Raw genomic sequence first — 19179 nt, forward strand, 5'->3', positions numbered from 1 at the left:
CGCTTGTACGGTGGTGTGAGAGGACGGAGGCTGCGAGGCCTCCTCCTACTCGATTTTGTAAGATATTGAAAAATATTGAGTTGCAAAAATAATTGAAAATAACCCCTTGAAACTATTTTGCTCAATCCATATATCTATTTGTGAAGAGGATGACTGTCTTGCTCTACAAGAGAAGAAACAGAACCTTCATTACCGCTAACGAAGTATCGCTCAATAGAGGATAACTTTGGCAGCACACAACTTAAAAATTGATTCATTGCCATGTCCCAGCGTTGTCGCCAACAGAGGTGAAACCCGAGGAATGCGAATTGAATCTCTTAGCTGTTTACTTGGTCTCATACACAGGTTCGATCTAAGTAAAATTCGCAGCTAAGACTATTGCTTACTAAAAGGATAGCATTATGAGAACTGTAGATTTCACTCCACTTTACCGCAACGCAATCGGCTTCGATCGTCTATTCAACATGATGGAAGCGAACACATCGAAGAATACTTCTGGCGGTTACCCTCCATACAACATCGAGCAAAAAGACGAGAACAACTACCGTATCACTATGGCTGTTGCTGGTTTTGCTGATGACCAATTAGATCTGACTCAGAAAGAGAACATGCTAATTGTTAAAGGTGAGCGTAAACCTGAAGCAGAAAAAACCTATGTGTATCAAGGTATCGCAGAGCGTGATTTTGAGCGTAAATTCCAACTTGCAGATTACGTAAAAGTAGTAGGAGCAAGCATGGAAAATGGTCTTCTTCACATCGACCTAGAACGCGAAATCCCAGAAGCGATGCAACCACGTAAGATTGCTATTAATGGGAATAGCTTACTAGAAGGCTAATCCCCGTCATACTTGAAGCTACAGCGTTGTTGACTTCGTAAATTCCCCGGATCGCCGGCCGCCCAAATCACATAGGTTCCCTATGCTCATAGGGCTGAATTGCTTGTGTTTTGTGAAACGAATGGTCGCCTAGCTGAACCCTCAATTATTTAGGGTATTCAAGTGACAAACATCATCGGGAAGTAAAAGTGAAAGAGCACCTAATGAGGTGCTCTTTTTGTATTTGGTCTACGGTAAGCTAAAAGCCCTGATTACTACTCTGAGTAAGCCTTTTTCACTTCTTCAGCAATGATAGCAATACCTTTCTGCATCGCTTCATCGTCTTGTACGTAGTTCATACGCAAGCACTGGTGAGCATGATCCCACTCGTCTTCTTGACCGATAAAGAAGTATTCACCCGGAACAATCAATACGCCGCGAGCTTTAAGGCGGTCGTACAGTTCCATTGTGGTGATCGGTAGTTCATCAAACCATAGCCATAAGAAGATAGCGCCTTCAGGTTTGTGAATACGGAAGCGAGGGTCTTCGATAGCGTCTTGTAGCAGCTCAACCGCACGTAGCGATTTATCTTTATAGAAAGGTTTGATCACCTCACTGCTCAAGCGTAGTAAATCGCCTTTTTCAATCATGTGATTGGCAATCGCAGGGCCGACGCTGTTTGGCGCTAAGCTGATGATGCCATTCATGTTGGTCAATGCTTGTGTTACTTCTTCACTCGCAATTACGATACCGCAACGCACACCCGGCAAACCAAGCTTAGAAAGGCTCATGCACAGAATCGTATTTTCATTCCAGAGCGGTTCGACATCTTCAAAGATGATGTTAGGAAACGGCAGGCCGTAAGCATTGTCGATCAGCAGTGGGATGTTGTTTTCACGCGCCAGTTTATCCAGTTTACGCACTTCTTCGTCGGTCAGTACGTTACCCGTTGGGTTGGTTGGACGAGATGCACAGATAGCCGCGACTGAGTCATCAACCTTTAGTTGTTCAAAATCAACGTGGTATTTAAACTGACGGTTTTCTAGCAGTTCGATCTCTGGGTGGTAAGAGATAAAAATATCGTCATCAATACCCGCGTCGCCGTAGCCGATGTATTCCGGTGCGATCGGCAGTAGGATTTTCTTATGTGAGCCGTCAGGCTGTTGGCCTGCTAGCAGGTTGAATAGGTAGAAGAAGCCACTTTGACTGCCATTAGTCAGGCTGATGTTCTTCTCGCTGATGTCCCAACCGTAGGTCTCTTTCAGCATTGCCGCTAACGATTTGATGAAGCTGTCTTTACCCTGCGGACCATCGTAGTTGGCGAGGGCGGCGATGAGTTCTCCACTGGCGAGCATGTCGGCACTGGCTTGGTTAAAGTAATCGAGCATGGCAGGGATAGCGGCTGGGTTGCCACCACCGAGCATGATAGCGCCAGGAGTGCGCAGGCCATCATTCAAATCATCCATTAAACGAGTGATTCCAGAGTATCGATTAAACTTTTCACCAAACTTAGAGAACTGCATTACTAATTTTACCTAATTCATTGTGATTGCTTGTTACGTGTCATTAAGGCAGACCTTATGTCTGCCATCAGTGTATTCCTTGAACATACCGCAATGTTTTTGCGACGCATAGCGCCAAATGCTCTAACACGTAAAAAACTTCTATAAAGTTTGGTTAATGAGTGACAGCTTGCTTATTGAACGTACCTTTAGCGATAAAAAAAGGAGAAGCCTAAGCTTCCCCTTTAGTTTCTGGTGTTTATGTTAATGAAGGTTTAGTTCGAACCGGTATAAACGACTAATACCTTGTCATCTTGGTATTGGCGTTCGAACGCATAGTAGCCCTTGCTGTTACGGATGATGTGCTTACCCTGAGCAACGGCTGGGTGGCGTTGGCGGAATTGGCCAAGCGCTTGCCAGTGTTCTAGCAGCTCTGCACGTTCGCCAGTGATTTGATCCCAAGGCATGTCTGAGCGTGTGCCTTGCATTGGATCAGAACCCGTTGGGCCAAAGTCTCGGGCGATTTCATCGCCGTAATAGATCTGTACCGCACCGGGAGCCAGCATCAACGCGTTTGCAGCTTTGGTTTGTTTTGCAAAGTCACTGCCATGTTGTGTCCAGAATAGCGAGGTGTCGTGAGACGAAAGGTAACTCAGTACGTTGAACTCGCTGTCGTTGTTGATCTTCTCTGCGTATCGAAGGTAATCAGCATCAAGATCGGATAGGCACTTGAGCGCCTTTGGTGCGATATCACTCTGGAATTCAAAGTTGATGATCGAATCAAATCCGTTAGCGAAGTAATCTGATTTGACCACGCTGTGTGCCCATACTTCGCCAGTCATCCAGAAGGGTAAGTCATCCAAGGCCTTGTCTGGGTTGTTTTGTTTCCACTCGGCAAGTGCCTGGTTGGTGCTCTCTTTCAGTTCTGCCCATGCTTCGAGTTCAACGTGTTTAGCGGTATCGACCCTGAAACCATCGACACCATATTCGCGCACCCAATCCGATAACCAAGTGATTAAATGGTTACGAGGTGTTTTAAGTTCATCGGTCGCGCTGGTGGACTTATTGCGATAGAAATTAGGCAGCCCGATTGTCTCTGTCGACTCTGTTTTGAAATCGGGCAGATGCGCCAAAGACATGGTGAGGTTATTGTAGCCCGGAGAGTCATAGGCGCCGATATCGCTGCGTAGCCAAGCTTTGCCCCACCACTTTTCCCACGCTTCTTTGTCGCTGTAAGAGATGTAGTTGTTGAAGTAGTGCCAGTTCTGACCTTTGGCAGGTTGCCAATCTGTCCAGTTTTCGCCAAGTGTTTGTTTGGCTTCTTCGTCAGTTAGGTTGAGCTTACCAAAATCAAACTCTTGCATGTCGGCAAGCGTCGCATAGCCGGTGTGGTTCATTACCACATCCCAAACAACACGAATGCCTTTGCTATGCGCGGTATCGATGAAGGTTTTTAGCTCGTCTTCGGTGCCCATGTTGTCATCGAGCTTGGTCCAATCTTGATGGTAGTAGCCGTGGTAGCCGTAGTGTTTGAAGTCACCTCGATCACCGCCGCCAACCCAGCCGTGGATTTGCTCTAACGGAGACGTTATCCAGATAGCATTAGCACCGAGTGATTCTATGTAATCGAGTTTTTCGGTTAAGCCTGTCAAGTCACCACCGTGGAAGGTGCCGATTTCGTCTTGTCCATCTTGGCTGCGACCGTAACTGTTGTCGTTATCAGGATTACCATTGTGGAAACGGTCAGTCATTACGAAGTAAACCGTGGCGTTATCCCAACTAAAGTCAGCTTTGGTTTCTGGTTCTACTTTCTCAAGCAGCAGAACACCTTGGCTATTTTCTGCTGGCTGCATGGTGACGCTGCCATTCGTTACTGTGACTTGTTTGCCTGAAAGAGCGTCTCTAACCACGGTGCCATCATCAAAGGTTTGAGCAACGTCGATGATGGTTGGTTCGTCACTAGGAACCGGACAAGCAAAGCTTTGTACTTGTTGTTGCTTCGGCTTTATCTGAACGGTCAGTTCATTGGTTTGTGGGTTGAGCATAAACTGATAGGTGTTAGCGCGAAAGATCTTGATATCTAATTCAGACTTCTCGGCGCAGTCGTCTAGGCGAAGGGGTTTATTGAATTTGATGCGGTTTTCTTCAGCCAGCGCATAGTTGGTGCCACAGGTATTTTGAGTATCGCTGATAGAGAAGGTATAGCTACCTTTCGCGAGTTCCTGTTCTGCAATCACGGTGCCTTTACCGGATGATTCGAATACGACAGTGTCGTTATCAATTGTCAGTAATAGGTTGTTGTCACTGGTTTGGCTGCATGCGCTGAGTGCGAGTATTGAAAGCGCGAGTACTGTTTTTTTCATTGTTCCCTTCCCCTGAATAAACAGGTCAGTTATAGCAAACAATGCCCTCTACAGTCTGAGTGCTGTTTCATTCAGTTAATCAATAAGACCTCTACAAACAAATGCTTGGTTCACAAAAACAAAAAGGGAAGCTTTCGCTTCCCTTTGGGTGTTTACCGTTAATTACTCAGAGTATGACTTAGAGTAATTGTCTCACTTGTGCTTATTTTTGCAGTAGAGAGATGTCAGCAATCTGTAGGAACAGGTTACGTAGGTTGTTCAGTAGCGTTAGACGGTTCTTCTTAAGCGCTTCGTCATCAGCCATAACCATTACGTTATCGAAGAATGCATCAACTGGTTCACGTAGATCAGCAAGCTTGCTTAGGGCTTCTTGGTAGTTACCTGTTGCGAATGCTGGTTCTAGTGCTTCCGTCATTACTTCAACGTTTTCAGCCAGTGCTTTCTCTGCGTCTTCTTGAAGAAGCGTTAGGTCGATTTCAGCTGGTAGCTCGCCATCGAATTTCGCAAGGATATTACCTACACGCTTGTTCGCTGCTGCTAGTGCTTCTGCTGCTTCCAGTTCACGGAAGTGAGAAACCGCTTTAACACGTTGGTCAAAGTCAGCAGGCTTAGTTGGACGACGTGCTAGTACCGCTTGGATGATATCAACGCTGAAACCAGCATCTTGGTACCATGCGCGGAAACGACCTAGCATGAAGTCGATAACGTCAGCTTCTACGTTTTTGTTAGTCAGCTTGTCGCCTAGTAGCTCTTTCGCTTTGCCGATCAGATCGGTTAGGTCTAGGTTATAGCCGTTTTCAACGATGATACGTAGCACACCTAGAGACGCACGACGAAGTGCAAATGGGTCAGAACCTTTTGGTGCTTGGCCAATACCGAAGATACCTACGATAGTGTCTAGCTTGTCTGCCATTGCTACTGCTGAAGAGATACCAGTGCTTGGTAGATCGTCACCCGCGAAACGAGGCATGTATTGCTCGTAAAGTGCCAGTGCAACTTGCTCGTCTTCACCGTCGTGAGTCGCGTAGTGCATGCCCATCACACCTTGAGTATCCGTAAATTCGAATACCATAGAGGTCATTAGGTCACACTTAGCCAGTAGGCCAGCACGTTTAGACTTTTCAACGTCAGCATCGATTTGCTCAGCAATGTAGCCTGCAAGCTCTGTGATGCGGTCTGTTTTGTCTTTTATTGTCCCCAATTGCTTCTGGAAGATAGCCTGGTCTAGTTCAGCAAGACGGTCGATAAGCGGGCGCTTACGGTCTGTGTTGAAGAAGAATTCAGCATCAGCAAGACGTGGGCGTACCACTTTCTCGTTACCTTCGATAACGTGACGAGGCTCTTTAGACTCGATGTTCGATACGAAGATGAAGTTCGGTAGTAGCTTCTTGTTGTCATCGTAAACAGGGAAGTACTTTTGGTCACCCTTCATGGTGTAAACCAAAGCTTCAGAAGGGACTTTTAGGAACTCTTCTTCAAACTTCGCTGTCAGTACTACTGGCCATTCAACCAGAGACGTTACTTCTTCAACAAGGTCATCTTCTAGGTCAGCTGTACCGCCAACCGCAGCTGCCGCTTTTTTCGAATCAGCAAGGATGATCGCTTTACGCGCTTCGTAATCTGCCATTACTTTACCGCGCTCTTCTAGGATCGCAGGGTATTGGTCAGCAGAGTCGATTGTGAACTCTTGTTCGCCCATGAAACGGTGGCCACGGATAGTACGAGCAGATGCTACGCCTAGGATTTCGCCTTCAACAAGCTCATCACCTAGTAGTACTGTCAGTGTTTTTACTGGACGGATAAATTGAATGTCTGAGTTACCCCAGCGCATTGCTTTAGGAATTGGTAGGCCAGCCAGTGCTTTCGCAGCAATGTCCATCACCAATTCTTGAACTGGTTTGCCAGCTACTTCTTGTTTGAAAAGAAGCCACTCGCCTTTGTCTGTTTTCAGACGGTCAGCTTGCTCAACAGTAATACCGTTACCACGAGCCCAACCTTGTGCCGCTTTGGTCGCGTTGCCTTCAGCATCGAATGCCACAGAAACAGCAGGGCCACGTTTCTCAACCACTTTGTCTGCTTGGCCTTCAGCCAGTGCAGTTACTTTAAGTGCTAGACGACGAGGTGCTGCGTACCACTTGATGCCTTCGTGAGAAAGCTCAGCCGTTTTAAGACCTGCTTCAAAGTTAGAAGCAAACGCTTCTGCTAGAGAACGAAGTGCTGTTGGTGGAAGCTCTTCCGTACCCAGTTCAATTAGAAAATTCTTCGCCATGATTATTTACCTTCCTTCTTACACATTGGGAAGCCAAGCGCTTCACGTGACGCGTAGTACGCTTCAGCAACTGATTTAGTCAGGTTGCGGATACGAAGGATGTAACGTTGACGCTCTGTTACAGAGATAGCTTTGCGCGCATCAAGGATGTTGAATGCGTGACCTGCTTTTAGAATGCGCTCGTAAGCTGGAAGCGGCAGTGGCTTCTCAAGCTCAAGTAGCTCTTTACACTCTTTCTCGCACTGGTCGAAGAAAGTGAATAGGAAATCTACGTCTGCGTGCTCGAAGTTGTACGTCGATTGCTCAACTTCGTTTTGGTGGAAGATGTCACCGTAAGTCACGTTAGAACCGTCTGGTGCTACGTTCCATACTAGGTCGTAAACAGAATCTACTTCCTGGATGTACATTGCTAGACGCTCGATACCGTAAGTGATCTCGCCAGTTACTGGCTTACACTCAAGGCCGCCAACCTGTTGGAAGTAAGTAAACTGAGTTACTTCCATGCCGTTTAGCCATACTTCCCAACCAAGGCCCCATGCGCCTAGTGTTGGGTTTTCCCAGTTATCTTCAACGAAGCGAATGTCGTGAACAAGTGGGTCAACACCAAGAACCTCTAGGGAGCCTAGGTACAACTCTTGGATATTGTCTGGCGATGGTTTTAGCGCTACTTGGAATTGGTAGTAGTGCTGCAGACGGTTCGGGTTTTCACCGTAACGGCCATCGGTCGGACGACGAGAAGGTTGAACGTAAGCTGTAGACATTGGCTCTGGGCCAAGTGCTCGTAGACATGTCATTGGGTGAGAGGTGCCTGCACCTACTTCCATATCTAGAGGTTGAACAATGGTACAACCGTTTTGAGCCCAGTAATCCTGCAGCGCGAGGATCATTCCCTGGAAGGTTTTGATATCGTATTTTTGCATAGTCAGGTTCGCGCGATTCTTTTAAATGAATGAGAAAAATAACCTCTGAGTATACCGAGATATTCGTAAAGCGAGTAGGGGTAATCTTGTTTAATTAGTGGTCTAAAATGTCGTTTAGTGGATTTTTTTGCCTTTAATGTTTGTTTTTCGGCACAAGTGGATATTTTGATAAGTTTGACACTTGTGTTTGAAAGCGTGGGTGATTAAAATCTCGCGGTCTTTGGGGAGTAGCTTACTTATTCATATCCTATTGAATGAGTTCGTTCGTCAACATAATTGATGCAAAATCATCATGGCGTTCGAGGCAACCACCACCTTGGTGGCGCTTAGCAAGACCTTAGACAAGCATCGTGAACCGGGATGGGGCGCGAGGTTTGTCTTTGGTTAAATATAATAATCTCCATCCCAAATGAGCATGTCGTGAGCGTTTTAGCAATTTCAATTACAACTGTCGCCTTAGCCGAGATCGGTGATAAGACCCAGTTGCTATCCCTTTTATTAGCCAGTCGATATCGAAAACCGATACCTATCATTGCGGCTATCTTCTTTGCCACCATTGCCAATCATGCCCTTGCAGCATGGCTCGGGGTCGTGGTTGCTGATTATCTTTCACCTGAAGTATTAAAGTGGGTGCTGGTGGTCAGTTTCATTGCGATGGCTGGCTGGATTTTGATTCCCGATAAGTTAGATGACGATGAACAGATCTCAAACCGAGGACCGTTTGTCGCCAGTTTTATCGCTTTCTTTATTGCTGAGATCGGCGATAAAACCCAAATTGCGACCTCTATCCTAGGGGCTCAATATGCGGATGCATTAGCGTGGGTGATTCTGGGTACAACCATTGGTATGTTGCTGGCAAATGTGCCTGTGGTGATCATCGGTAAGCTCTCTGCGGATAAGATGCCTCTTGATCTGATTCGTAAGATCACAGCCTTGCTATTCGTGGGCTTAGCTATCGCTGCGGCTTTCTATTAACAGGTGGTATTGAGTCTTATTATACTCAATCAGTAGAGTAATGTGTTGTAGGTCATACTCTTACAGTATTGTGGGGTTTATCGAGCGAATGGACATATAACTGTCATACTTGTCATGATATTTTAATCTTGTGAGTTAAGAACACGAGGGCATGATTATGTTGACGCGTTATATGGGTATTACTCCACAAAGCCAAAGTTATCTATTTACTTTTGGTCTTGCACTTACACTGTTAGGCATGGTGTTGACGGACATGTGGCTGCCAATGGTCGCGGGTGCCATCATCATGACTGCACTTGCGGTAGAGGCTTGGATTCGGGTCGCGCATATTATTCCGATGCGCAAAGATATCCGAGAAATTCAGCATCAGCTGGAGCATCTGCAAAACAAATCTAGAAGCGAATAAACAAAAAGCCGCTCGTACTCTGAGTTCTGTTTAAGAACATAAGGTACGAGCGGCTTTTTTGATACTTGATAGTCGGTGGGGCGTTACGCCTCCAATCCCTTTCTGATCAAATACTGGTAAGGCAACGTTTCTGTTGCTTGGCCTACCAACTGGTGATCCATGAATCGACAAAAGCTCGGAATATCTCGAGTTGTCGAAGGATCGTCAGCTTTTACCAGTAACACATCGCCATCCTGCATGTTTCTAATTGTCTTCCTGACCATCATTACTGGTTCCGGGCAACGCAGGCCTTCAGCTTCTAAAGTATGGGTTGCCAGTTCAGGTTTGAATGTCATGGTTTGTATCTCTATATCTATCTAACGAGTGAATAATACGTCTGCAGAAAAAATATGCAATAAGTGCTTGGCAAACAGAATCATTTCCTATAACTTAGTTAACAAGTTGATAACAACTTGAAGCAAAGGCAACTAGCTAAGGAGTGGCGATGTTGACAGGATTAGATAGATTAACAATTTATTCGGTTCTCTGTTTTATTTCTTTTTGTGCGTTAGTACTACGCTCATCGACAGAGACCTCACTGATGCCTATTTTTGGCATAGTAGCAACGATTATTGGTATTTGGGTAGAGATGCGCCGTTGGCAAGGCATAGCCGAAGAGCAAGAGCACTAACCCAAATACAGCAAGCGAATTCCGACACGACAACATTCCGACACTATCCCCAAATTTTCTTGGGCTTCCCCGCGTAATTGCGGGATTTTTTTTATCTAAAGCATGCTATAAACAACTTAGTGACTAATGGCAATCGTATACAGCTAGGTAAGTGGCGTGGAATTAGAAGACATCTATCGTAGAGACCTTAATTTATTGGTCGCTTTAAAGGTATTGATTGAAGAGGGCAGCGTTAGCCAGGCTGCGCTTCGTCTTAACTTGAGCCAATCCGCAACCAGTCGAGTATTAGGGCGTTTAAGAGAATTACTAAACGATCCGTTGTTTACACGTCAAGGTCAGCACCTTATTCCTACCAAGAAAGCACTCGAGATCAGTCAGCGTATTGATCAGCCTTTGGAGTCTTTTCGCCAATTGCTGAGTCCGAGTGACTTTGACCCTTACTATTGCAGCGAACGTTTTCTGATCGCTACCACCGATTATGCGATGCAAACCATCTTGCCTTATGCGTTGCCTAAGATTTATGAACAAGCACCCAATATCTCTTTGGAGTTTGCTCCGTTGCAGCATGAGCATTTGTTTAAACAGCTCAGCACCGAACGCGTTGATATGGCGATCTGTCGTCCGAGTGGCAGCATTGCACCACTTCATCAAGAAGTCTTGGGGCCGGTTGGTGTGTCGTGTCTGTTATCTAAAAACCATCCATTAGCCGATCAACCTTTAAGCCTTGAAGACTATGTTTCACTCCCACATGCGATGATTGCGATCAGTGATGGTGTTAAGGCTTTATTAGACAACGCGTTAGCCAATCAACAGCCTCGTAAAATGGTGTTGCGTGCTTATCACCTTGAAGCTGCATTGGCGATTGTCGATAGAATGCCGTTGGTGATTACTGTGCCTGCTGATTTGGCTTATTTGGTAGCAGAGCGTTATGACTTGGTTGTTAAGCCATTACCATTTGAATTTATGCCGTTTGATTACTCACTGATCTGGCACTCGCGTTGCGATTCTTCTGCTTCACAACAATGGTTAAGAAGAGTGGTAAAAGAAGAGTGTGGTGAGTTGATTCAAAAACGGATTGCGGATGTCGGTTTGGGTTAACCGGATCTGAGTCTGAGTTCACTTGACCCGAATGACAAAAACGCAAAAGGGCTGATAAAAATCAGCCCTTTGTTGTTTTGGGTTATCCAAGCCTAAAGCTGTTGCTTAAGGTTTGATAACTTTATGTTTGAGAGCCTATAGTTTAATGACTACGCGACCAGTGATTTGACCGTTAGTGATGTCTTCTGCTGCTTGAATTGCACCGTCTAAAGACACTTCTTTGGTTGCTTGAGCGTAGAAAGATTCTGGTAGTAGCTCAGCCAGTTGTTCCCACGCTTTAATACGTTTTTCACGAGGGCACATTACAGAATCAACACCTTGTAGGCGAACGTTACGCAGAATGAATGGCATTACCGTGGTTGGTAAGTCAAAACCGCCTGCTAGACCACACATCGCAACCGCACCGTTGTAATCAATTTGCGCCAATACTTTCGCAAGCACTTTGCTGCCTACCGTATCGATAGCGCCAGCCCACAGTTGTTTTTCTAGTGGCTTAGCTGGTTCTTCTAGTTCAGCACGCTCTACAATACGTGTCGCGCCTAGTGATTTAAGTAGTTCACCGTTTACAGAAGCACGGCCAGTCACTGCTGCCACTTTGTAGCCCAGTTGGTTTAGTAGAGTGATAGATACGCTACCTACACCGCCACTTGCGCCGGTAACTAGGATTTCACCGTCTTCAGGCTTGATGCCAGCATCGACAATAGCTTGAACACAAAGCATTGCTGTGAAGCCTGCTGTACCAATCGCCATTACTTTCTTAGCGTCTAGACCTTTAGGCATCGGCACTAACCAGTCACCGTTTAGGCTTGCTTTCTCAGCCATGCCGCCCCAGTGACCTTCACCAACACCCCAACCAGTTAGAACCACTTCGTCGCCTGCTTTGTAGCGAGGGTCATCAGATTGTGAAACCACACCAGAAAGGTCGATACCAGGAACCATAGGGAAGTTGCGAACAATGCGCCCTTTACCTGTAATCGCCAAACCATCTTTGTAGTTCAAAGAAGAGTAGCTAACATCAATCTTCACGTTACCTTCTGGTAATTGAGATTCTTCAATTTGAGAAACTGACGCGATAGTTTTTTTGTCTTCTTGGTTTAGTACAAGTGCTTTAAACATGATCTGCTCCGTGGAGGAATATTAGGAAACTGAAGTAACTTTAGTTGAATCATCCGAGAAAAAATAATGAAACATCAACATTGAATATATGCGTTTTGTGCATAGATGTCAGGGTTGGTTTTTCTCTCGTTGAGTTAGCTGAACACAATCGATGCATTGTTGGATGCCAAGCAATAAAAAGTGCAGCTATATAAATATAGCTGCACAAAAGATTACCCTTCAAATATTACAGTCAGTAAACGCTATGGGCGTTCAAATACCGTTGCAATACCTTGGCCTAAACCAATACACATAGTCGCCAAGCCGTATTTCACGTCTTGTGCTTCCATCAGGTTGATTAGCGTCGTCGAGATACGAGAACCAGAACAGCCTAGTGGGTGACCCAGAGCAATCGCACCGCCGTTAAGGTTTACTTTCTCGTCAACAACATCCAGTAGACCTAAGTCTTTAGCACAAGGTAGAGATTGAGCAGCAAACGCTTCGTTTAACTCAATCACACCCATGTCTTCAATGGTTAGTCCTGCACGTTTAAGTGCTTTTTGGGTTGCTGGTACTGGGCCGTAACCCATGATTGAAGGATCGCAGCCAGCGATAGCCATAGACTTCACGCGAGCGCGAATCTTAAGGCCAAGTGCGTTAGCTTTCTCTTCGCTCATGATAAGCATTGCAGAAGCACCATCAGACAGAGCTGATGAAGTACCTGCTGTTACTGTGCCGTTTGCTGGGTCAAATACCGGACGCAGCTGGGATAAGCCTTCAACTGTTGTCTCTGGGCGAATGACTTCGTCGTAATCCAGAGTGAACAGAGAACCGTCTGCAGCGTGAGCTTCGGTTGGCAGGATTTCATTTTTGAAACGACCTTCAACCGTAGCTGCTTGAGCGCGAGCATGTGAGCGTGCTGCGAATGCATCTTGGTCTTCACGGCTAATACCGTGCATTTTGCCTAACATCTCAGCGGTTAGCCCCATCATGCCGGCCGCTTTTGCTACGTGTTTTGACATGCCTGGGTGAAAATCAACACCATGGTTCATTGGTACGTGGCCCATGTGCTCCACACCACCAATCAGGCAGATTTCAGCATCACCAACCATGATAGAGCGAGTTGCATCATGCAAAGCTTGCATAGATGAACCACATAAACGGTTGACTGTTACAGCACCAATCTCAATCGGTAGACCAGCAAGCAAGGCAGCGTTACGTGCAACGTTGAAGCCTTGCTCTAGTGTTTGTTGTACACAACCCCAGTAAATATCTTCAATTTCGACAGGGTTTACTTCTGGGTTGCGCTCTAAAATGCCTTTCATCAAATGTGCAGACAGATCTTCAGCACGAGTGTGACGGAAAGCTCCACCTTTGGAACGTCCCATTGGGGTGCGAAGGCAATCAACAACAACTACATTTTTCATTTTGCTATTCCTTTTCCAAATGTGGGTTACAGAGAACTGGCTTGTTGGCTGTCGTAAAAGCTTTCGCCCTTCGCTGCCATATCAAGCAATAGCTGAGGAACTTGGTACATTGCACCTAAGTCTTGGTAGCCTTTCGCCATTTCAACGAAGTTACCAATGCCCACACTGTCTAAGTAGCGGAATACGCCGCCTCTAAATGGAGGGAAGCCTAAACCGTAAACCAGTGCCATATCCGCTTCTTGCGGTGTCGCGATAATGCCTTCTTCTAGACAAAGCACCACTTCGTTGATCATTGGAATCATCATGCGCTGGATAATTGTTTGGTCATCAAAATCTTGTGGTGCTTGACATACGTCAGCCAAGATAGGAAGAATGTCTTCAGAGAAGGTCTTCTTCGGACGACCACGCTTGTCTACGCTGTATGTGTAGAAACCGCTACCATTTTTCTGACCGTATTTTTCAGCAACGTAAAGTGCATCAATCGCATCACGACCTTCTTTGCCCATACGCTCTGGGAAACCTTGCGCCATCACAGCTTGTGCGTGGTGTGCAGTGTCTAGGCCTACAACGTCTAGTAAGTAAGCCGGGCCCATTGGCCAACCGAACTTGCGCTCCATCACTTTATCGATCTTAGTGAAATCAGCACCGTCGCGTAGCAACATGCTGAAACCGCCAAAGTAAGGGAAAAGTACACGGTTAACGAAGAAGCCTGGGCAGTCGTTAACAACGATTGGGGATTTACCCATCTTCGCTGCGTAAGCAACCACGCGATTGATGGTCTCTTCTGAAGTTTGTTCACCACGGATGATCTCAACCAAAGGCATGCGATGCACAGGGTTAAAGAAGTGCATGCCACAGAAGTTTTCTGGGCGCTTCAGTGATTTCGCTAGCAGGTTGATCGGAATTGTAGAGGTGTTTGATGTTAGAACCGTGTCTTCACCAACCAAACCTTCCACTTCGCTCAGTACTGCTGCTTTTACTTTCGGGTTTTCTACTACTGCTTCAACAATCACATCCGACTGTTCTACACCCGCGTAATGCAGGCTTGGAGTAATAGAAGACAGAATACCTGCCATCTTGAATCCATCTAAGCGACCGCGTGATAAGCGTTTATTCAACAGCTTAGATGCTTCGTTCATACCTAGATCAAGCGATGCTTGTGCGATGTCTTTCATCATCACTGGCACGCCTTTTAGAGCTGATTGGTAAGCAATACCGCCGCCCATGATACCTGCACCAAGTACGGCTGCACGCTCAGTTGCTTTGTTTGCTGACTTACCCGCTTGTTTCGCTAAGCCTTTGATGTACTGGTCATTCAGGAATAAGCCAACTAATGCTTTTGCTTCTTCCGATTTCGCTAGCTTAACGAAGTGCTTACGTTCGATGTCGAGTGCTGCATCGCGATTGCTGCGTGCTGCTTCTTCAATCGCAATCACAGAAGTAATCGGAGCTGGGTAGTGAGGCCCTGCTTTTTGAGCAACTAAGCCCTTCGCCATGGTAAAGCTCATCATCGCTTCGAGTTTGCTTAGTGAAAGCGCTGATGTCTTTTGTTTACGGCGTAGCTGCCAGTCTAATTTTTCATTAGCAGCCAGAGAAACGGTATTGATTGCCGATTCTAGTAACTGGTCTGTTTCAACAATCGCATCTAACAAGCCAACTTTAAGCGCTTCATCTGCACGGCATGCTTTGCCTTGCGTGATAATTTCCATTGCGCTGTCAGCACCGATAACACGAGGTAGGCGTACACAACCACCAAAACCAGGCATGATGCCAAGTTTGGTTTCAGGTAGGCCAATGCTGGTGGTCTTGTCACCGATACGGAAATCGGTAGCGAGTACACATTCACAGCCGCCGCCAAGGGCATGGCCACGCATCATTGAAAGAGTTGGGACAGGAAGGTCTTCGAGCTTGCTGAAGATTGAATTAGCGAATCTTAACCATTCATCAAGTTCTGCTTCTGGCTTAGCAAATAGGCCAAGAAATTCAGTGATGTCTGCGCCTACAATGAACGCGTCTTTGTTTGAAGTTAAGATTAAACCACGTAATCCTGCGTGAGCATTAAGAGCATCTAACGCTTTATCTAGTGATTCTAAAGTAGCAAGGTCGAGTTTGTTTACAGAGGCTGGTGCACAGAAGCTTAATTCCGCAATACCATCTTGTAATTCCTTTACCTGTAGGGTGTTAGCTTGGTAAATCATTGTCTATCTCCATGACATACAATCCACGATTGTTTGAGAGAATCTTGTTATCTTTCTATTATTGTAGAATACCTGGTAAGACCAGTTATCTTAGTCTGTACCTCTGCTTGATTAATTTCAATACATTTTTTAAACAATTGTTTAACATTGTGCGATAGCACAGATCCTCTAACCCTTATTATTCACGCGTGATACACTTCGTCGCTCTTATTAACTAAGTTAACGATATGAATGAACAGCCTTATTTAATACCTTCTGCGTCGGCTCTGTTTGAAGAAGAGATAAAAAAGAGCGTCTTTATTACGCATCTTGCTCATACTCCAAGTGTTGAAGCTGCAAAACAGTTCGTAGAACAGGTGAAAAAAGAGCATTCTTCAGCACGACATAACTGTTGGGGTTTTGTTGCTGGTCGACCTGAAGACTCAATGCTTTGGGGTTTCAGTGATGATGGTGAACCCTCGGGTACAGCGGGTAAGCCTATCTTGGCGCAACTATCGGGCTCTGGTGTCGGTGAATTAACGGCTGTTGTGACGCGCTACTCTGGCGGAATTAAGCTTGGAACCGGCGGTTTGGTTAAGGCTTACGGCGGTGGCGTACAACAAGCTCTCAAGCTGCTTCAAACTATCGAGAAAAAAATAACCACAAAATTACGGCTAGAGTTAGACTATGGCTTTGTGCCGATCGCACAATCCATCATGGCTCAGCATCAGGCTGTTGAGGTCCAAGCGGATTATGGTGTTCAAGTTGAGCTTATTATTGAAATAGAGCTCCTTCAGGTAGATTCGTTTACCCAAACCATGATCAATAAAAGCGGTGCTAAGGCACTGGTAACGAAAGTCAAAGACAACTAGGAAGTGTGAAGCATTTCGCTTCGTTCAATAGCTCATGCAATTTCGCTCAATTATTCGAATCGTCGGATTATTATTAGCACTTTTTAGTGTATCAATGCTTGCTCCTGCGCTCGTCGCACTGATCTATCGAGATGGTGCGGGTGTGCCATTTGTGACGACCTTCTTCGTTCTCTTATTCTGTGGAGCAACTTGCTGGTTTCCAAACCGACGTTATAAGCATGAATTGAAAGCGCGTGATGGCTTTTTGATTGTTGTTCTGTTTTGGACGGTAATCGGTAGTGCGGGTGCGCTGCCGTTTTTGATCGCCGATAACCCCAATGTGTCGGTAACCGATGCTTTCTTCGAATCCTTCTCTGCATTAACTACGACAGGTGCGACCGTAATTGTCGGCCTCGATGATCTGCCTAAGGCGATTCTTTTTTATCGTCAGTTCCTACAATGGTTTGGTGGTATGGGTATCATCGTATTAGCGGTAGCTATCCTCCCTGTTCTGGGTATCGGTGGTATGCAGTTATATCGTGCTGAAATCCCGGGTCCAGTAAAAGATAGCAAGATGACTCCGCGTATTGCTGAAACGGCAAAAGCGCTTTGGTACATCTACCTGAGCTTAACCATTGCTTGTGCAGTGGCGTTTTGGCTTGCTGGGATGAGCTTCTTTGATGCCATCAGTCATAGCTTCTCTACTATTGCGATTGGTGGCTTCTCGACTCACGATGCGAGCATGGGGTATTTCAATAGCCCTGCGATCAACATGATTACAGTTGTGTTCCTTCTTATATCCGCATGTAACTATTCGCTTCACTTTGCTGCATTTGCTTCAGGTGGTGTGCATCCTAAGTATTATTGGAAAGATCCTGAGTTCCGCGCCTTTATCTTTATTCAGGCAGTACTGTTCTTGGTTTGTTTCTTATTACTGCTCAATCATCACTCTTATGATTCGTACTACGATGCTTTCGACCAAGCCTTGTTCCAAACCGTGTCTATCTCTACGACCGCGGGTTTTACAACGACGGGTTTCTCAGAGTGGCCATTGTTCTTACCCGTACTGCTTTTGTTCTCTTCTTTTATAGGGGGATGTGCAGGTTCTACGGGTGGTGGTATGAAAGTGATTCGAATCTTACTACTTACTCTGCAAGGTGCTCGTGAAATGAAGCGTCTTGTTCACCCACGGGCTGTCTATACCATCAAGGTTGGCGGTTCTGCACTACCACAACGTGTTGTAGATGCGGTCTGGGGCTTCTTCTCTGCATACGCATTAGTGTTTGTGGTTTGTATGCTGGCTCTTATTGCAACTGGTATGGACGAGTTGAGTGCTTTCTCTGCGGTAGCGGCGACATTAAATAACCTTGGCCCGGGCCTTGGTGAAGTCGCGGTGCACTTTGGCGATGTGAACGACAAAGCAAAATGGGTACTTATCGTATCTATGCTGTTTGGCCGATTAGAAATCTTCACCTTATTAATCTTATTGACCCCTACGTTTTGGCGTAGCTAAGGACAACATTGTGGCAAAAGCTCTATTTTTGTATTCAAGCCGTGAAGGGCAGACCAAGAAAATCTTGAACTATATAAAAGAAGAAATGAGTGAGTTCGAATGTGAGCTTCAAGATCTGCACACTATTGGCAAGGTGGACTTTGCTCAGTACGACAGAGTGTTGATTGGCGCATCGATTCGTTATGGCCACCTTAATAAGAAGCTATATCAATTTATTGATGCCAACCTTACTCAGTTGCAATCAAGCAAGGTTGCGTTCTTCTGTGTTAACTTAACGGCGCGTAAAGAAGACCAAGGCAAAGATACACCAGAAGGCAGTGCGTATATTAAGAAGTTCCTTACCAAGTCTCCATGGCAGCCGACTTTAATCGGTGTATTTGCAGGTGCCCTCTATTACCCACGTTATAACTGGTTCGATAGAACCATGATCCGCTTTATTATGAATATGACAGGTGGTGAAACGGATACAACGAAGGAAGTTGAGTACACAAACTGGGAAAAAGTCTCTTTGTTCACTGAAAAACTGAAGAATATGTAAGATAAAAGCCTACTTTTGAGGCGTTTTGAGTTCTTTTTAATCGAACGAATAAAAAAACGAAAAAAACTTAAAAAAGGGCTTGCCAGTGTGATCGAAATCTCTATAATGCCACCTCGCTGACACGGGATGGCTTCTTAGGAAACCAGAACGAATCAGCAAGCCAAATTAGCCAAGCCAAGCGCTTGAAAAAAGTTTTGAAAATAGTGGTTGACACTAAAACTTAAATCGCTAAAATGGCCGTCCGATTTGAGCGAAGCTCAAAAAGGAAAAGCTCTTTAACAATTTAAACCTATCAATCTGTGTGGGCGCTCGTTGATGAATATCAAAAATTGATTCTTAGGAATCACATTGATTTCAATGAACTGAGTGACCAATCGATAATTTATTATCGGCACAGTCAATTCATTATCATTCTGTTGGAATGGTAATAGCTTTAGAATTACTTTTTGTAGTTTTGAAGTCAGTATTCGTTGAGTCACACCTATTAATTTAGGTAATCAAAACTTTAAATTGAAGAGTTTGATCATGGCTCAGATTGAACGCTGGCGGCAGGCCTAACA

17 protein-coding genes and 1 riboswitch are annotated in these 19179 nt (G+C 45.5%); of the genes, 8 read left to right on the forward strand and 9 right to left on the reverse strand.

The window, feature by feature from the left end:
- Positions 1 to 134: 134 nt before the first annotated feature.
- Positions 135 to 257 (reverse strand): hypothetical protein, encoded by a 123-nt coding sequence (locus AB6D58_RS23055; protein ID WP_267869012.1) that lies wholly within the window; start codon positions 255 to 257, stop codon positions 135 to 137.
- A 144-nt stretch (positions 258 to 401) separates the two neighbouring features.
- On the opposite strand from AB6D58_RS23055, the gene AB6D58_RS23060 reads away from it, so the two are divergent.
- Positions 402 to 836 (forward strand): Hsp20 family protein, encoded by a 435-nt coding sequence (locus AB6D58_RS23060; protein WP_004739258.1) that lies wholly within the window; start codon positions 402 to 404, stop codon positions 834 to 836.
- 254 nt (positions 837 to 1090) lie between these two features.
- Here AB6D58_RS23060 and AB6D58_RS23065 read toward each other — a convergent pair whose 3' ends face one another.
- From AB6D58_RS23065 to glyQ, 4 genes are all read right to left on the reverse strand, one after another.
- Positions 1091 to 2338 (reverse strand): valine--pyruvate transaminase, encoded by a 1248-nt coding sequence (locus AB6D58_RS23065; protein ID WP_372158677.1) that lies wholly within the window; start codon positions 2336 to 2338, stop codon positions 1091 to 1093.
- Positions 2339 to 2592: 254 nt separating this feature from the next.
- Positions 2593 to 4680 carry an alpha-amylase gene (locus tag AB6D58_RS23070; RefSeq protein ID WP_372158678.1) on the reverse strand — a complete coding sequence of 696 codons (2088 nt, stop codon included), beginning with the start codon at positions 4678 to 4680 and terminating at the stop codon, positions 2593 to 2595.
- A 202-nt stretch (positions 4681 to 4882) separates the two neighbouring features.
- Positions 4883 to 6949 carry a glycine--tRNA ligase subunit beta gene (gene glyS / locus AB6D58_RS23075; RefSeq protein ID WP_017071788.1) on the reverse strand — a complete coding sequence of 689 codons (2067 nt, stop codon included), beginning with the start codon at positions 6947 to 6949 and terminating at the stop codon, positions 4883 to 4885.
- Between the two features lie 2 nt (positions 6950 to 6951).
- Positions 6952 to 7869, reverse strand: coding sequence for a glycine--tRNA ligase subunit alpha (glyQ, locus tag AB6D58_RS23080; RefSeq protein ID WP_017058815.1), 918 nt, complete (start codon positions 7867 to 7869; stop codon positions 6952 to 6954).
- Between the two features lie 210 nt (positions 7870 to 8079).
- A riboswitch (yybP-ykoY riboswitch) is annotated at positions 8080 to 8255 on the forward strand.
- A gap of 34 nt (positions 8256 to 8289) precedes the next feature.
- Here glyQ and AB6D58_RS23085 point away from each other — a divergent pair.
- Positions 8290 to 8844, forward strand: coding sequence for a TMEM165/GDT1 family protein (locus tag AB6D58_RS23085; protein ID WP_017058817.1), 555 nt, complete (start codon positions 8290 to 8292; stop codon positions 8842 to 8844).
- Between the two features lie 151 nt (positions 8845 to 8995).
- Positions 8996 to 9250, forward strand: coding sequence for a hypothetical protein (locus tag AB6D58_RS23090; protein ID WP_017058818.1), 255 nt, complete (start codon positions 8996 to 8998; stop codon positions 9248 to 9250).
- Positions 9251 to 9333: 83 nt separating this feature from the next.
- Here AB6D58_RS23090 and tusA read toward each other — a convergent pair whose 3' ends face one another.
- Positions 9334 to 9585 carry a sulfurtransferase TusA gene (gene tusA / locus AB6D58_RS23095; protein ID WP_004736675.1) on the reverse strand — a complete coding sequence of 84 codons (252 nt, stop codon included), beginning with the start codon at positions 9583 to 9585 and terminating at the stop codon, positions 9334 to 9336.
- Between the two features lie 149 nt (positions 9586 to 9734).
- Between tusA and AB6D58_RS23100 the strand changes: the two genes are divergently transcribed.
- The gene (locus AB6D58_RS23100) at positions 9735 to 9920 is read left to right on the forward strand and encodes a hypothetical protein (protein WP_004736674.1); all 186 of its coding nucleotides are present in this window, start codon (positions 9735 to 9737) and stop codon (positions 9918 to 9920) included.
- Positions 9921 to 10076: 156 nt separating this feature from the next.
- The gene (locus AB6D58_RS23105; protein WP_004736673.1) at positions 10077 to 11018 is read left to right on the forward strand and encodes a LysR family transcriptional regulator; all 942 of its coding nucleotides are present in this window, start codon (positions 10077 to 10079) and stop codon (positions 11016 to 11018) included.
- A gap of 135 nt (positions 11019 to 11153) precedes the next feature.
- On the opposite strand, the gene AB6D58_RS23110 is transcribed toward AB6D58_RS23105, so the two are convergent.
- The 3 genes from AB6D58_RS23110 to fadB form a co-directional block, all read right to left on the reverse strand.
- A complete protein-coding gene (locus AB6D58_RS23110) occupies positions 11154 to 12134 on the reverse strand; it encodes an MDR family oxidoreductase (RefSeq protein ID WP_017058820.1) in 981 nt (326 codons plus the stop codon).
- A 242-nt stretch (positions 12135 to 12376) separates the two neighbouring features.
- On the reverse strand, positions 12377 to 13540 hold the full coding sequence (fadA, locus tag AB6D58_RS23115; protein ID WP_017058821.1) for an acetyl-CoA C-acyltransferase FadA: 1164 nt from the start codon (positions 13538 to 13540) through the stop codon (positions 12377 to 12379).
- A 26-nt stretch (positions 13541 to 13566) separates the two neighbouring features.
- Positions 13567 to 15738 (reverse strand): fatty acid oxidation complex subunit alpha FadB, encoded by a 2172-nt coding sequence (gene fadB, locus AB6D58_RS23120; RefSeq protein ID WP_372158680.1) that lies wholly within the window; start codon positions 15736 to 15738, stop codon positions 13567 to 13569.
- Positions 15739 to 15965: 227 nt separating this feature from the next.
- Here fadB and AB6D58_RS23125 point away from each other — a divergent pair, with 227 nt between their 5' ends.
- The 3 genes from AB6D58_RS23125 to hemG are packed head-to-tail and all read left to right on the forward strand — an operon-like array spanning position 15966 to position 18619.
- Entirely contained in the window at positions 15966 to 16589 is a 624-nt protein-coding gene (locus tag AB6D58_RS23125) for a YigZ family protein (protein WP_017058823.1), read from the forward strand.
- Positions 16590 to 16623: 34 nt separating this feature from the next.
- Complete coding sequence (locus AB6D58_RS23130; RefSeq protein ID WP_008223210.1) at positions 16624 to 18081, forward strand: TrkH family potassium uptake protein; 1458 nt, start codon at positions 16624 to 16626, stop codon at positions 18079 to 18081.
- 10 nt (positions 18082 to 18091) lie between these two features.
- Complete coding sequence (gene hemG, locus AB6D58_RS23135) at positions 18092 to 18619, forward strand: menaquinone-dependent protoporphyrinogen IX dehydrogenase (RefSeq protein ID WP_065584162.1); 528 nt, start codon at positions 18092 to 18094, stop codon at positions 18617 to 18619.
- Positions 18620 to 19179: the final 560 nt, after the last annotated feature.

It is taken from the genome of Vibrio sp. 10N.239.312.D08 (assembly GCF_041466145.1).
Lineage (GTDB): Bacteria > Pseudomonadota > Gammaproteobacteria > Enterobacterales > Vibrionaceae > Vibrio > Vibrio crassostreae_C.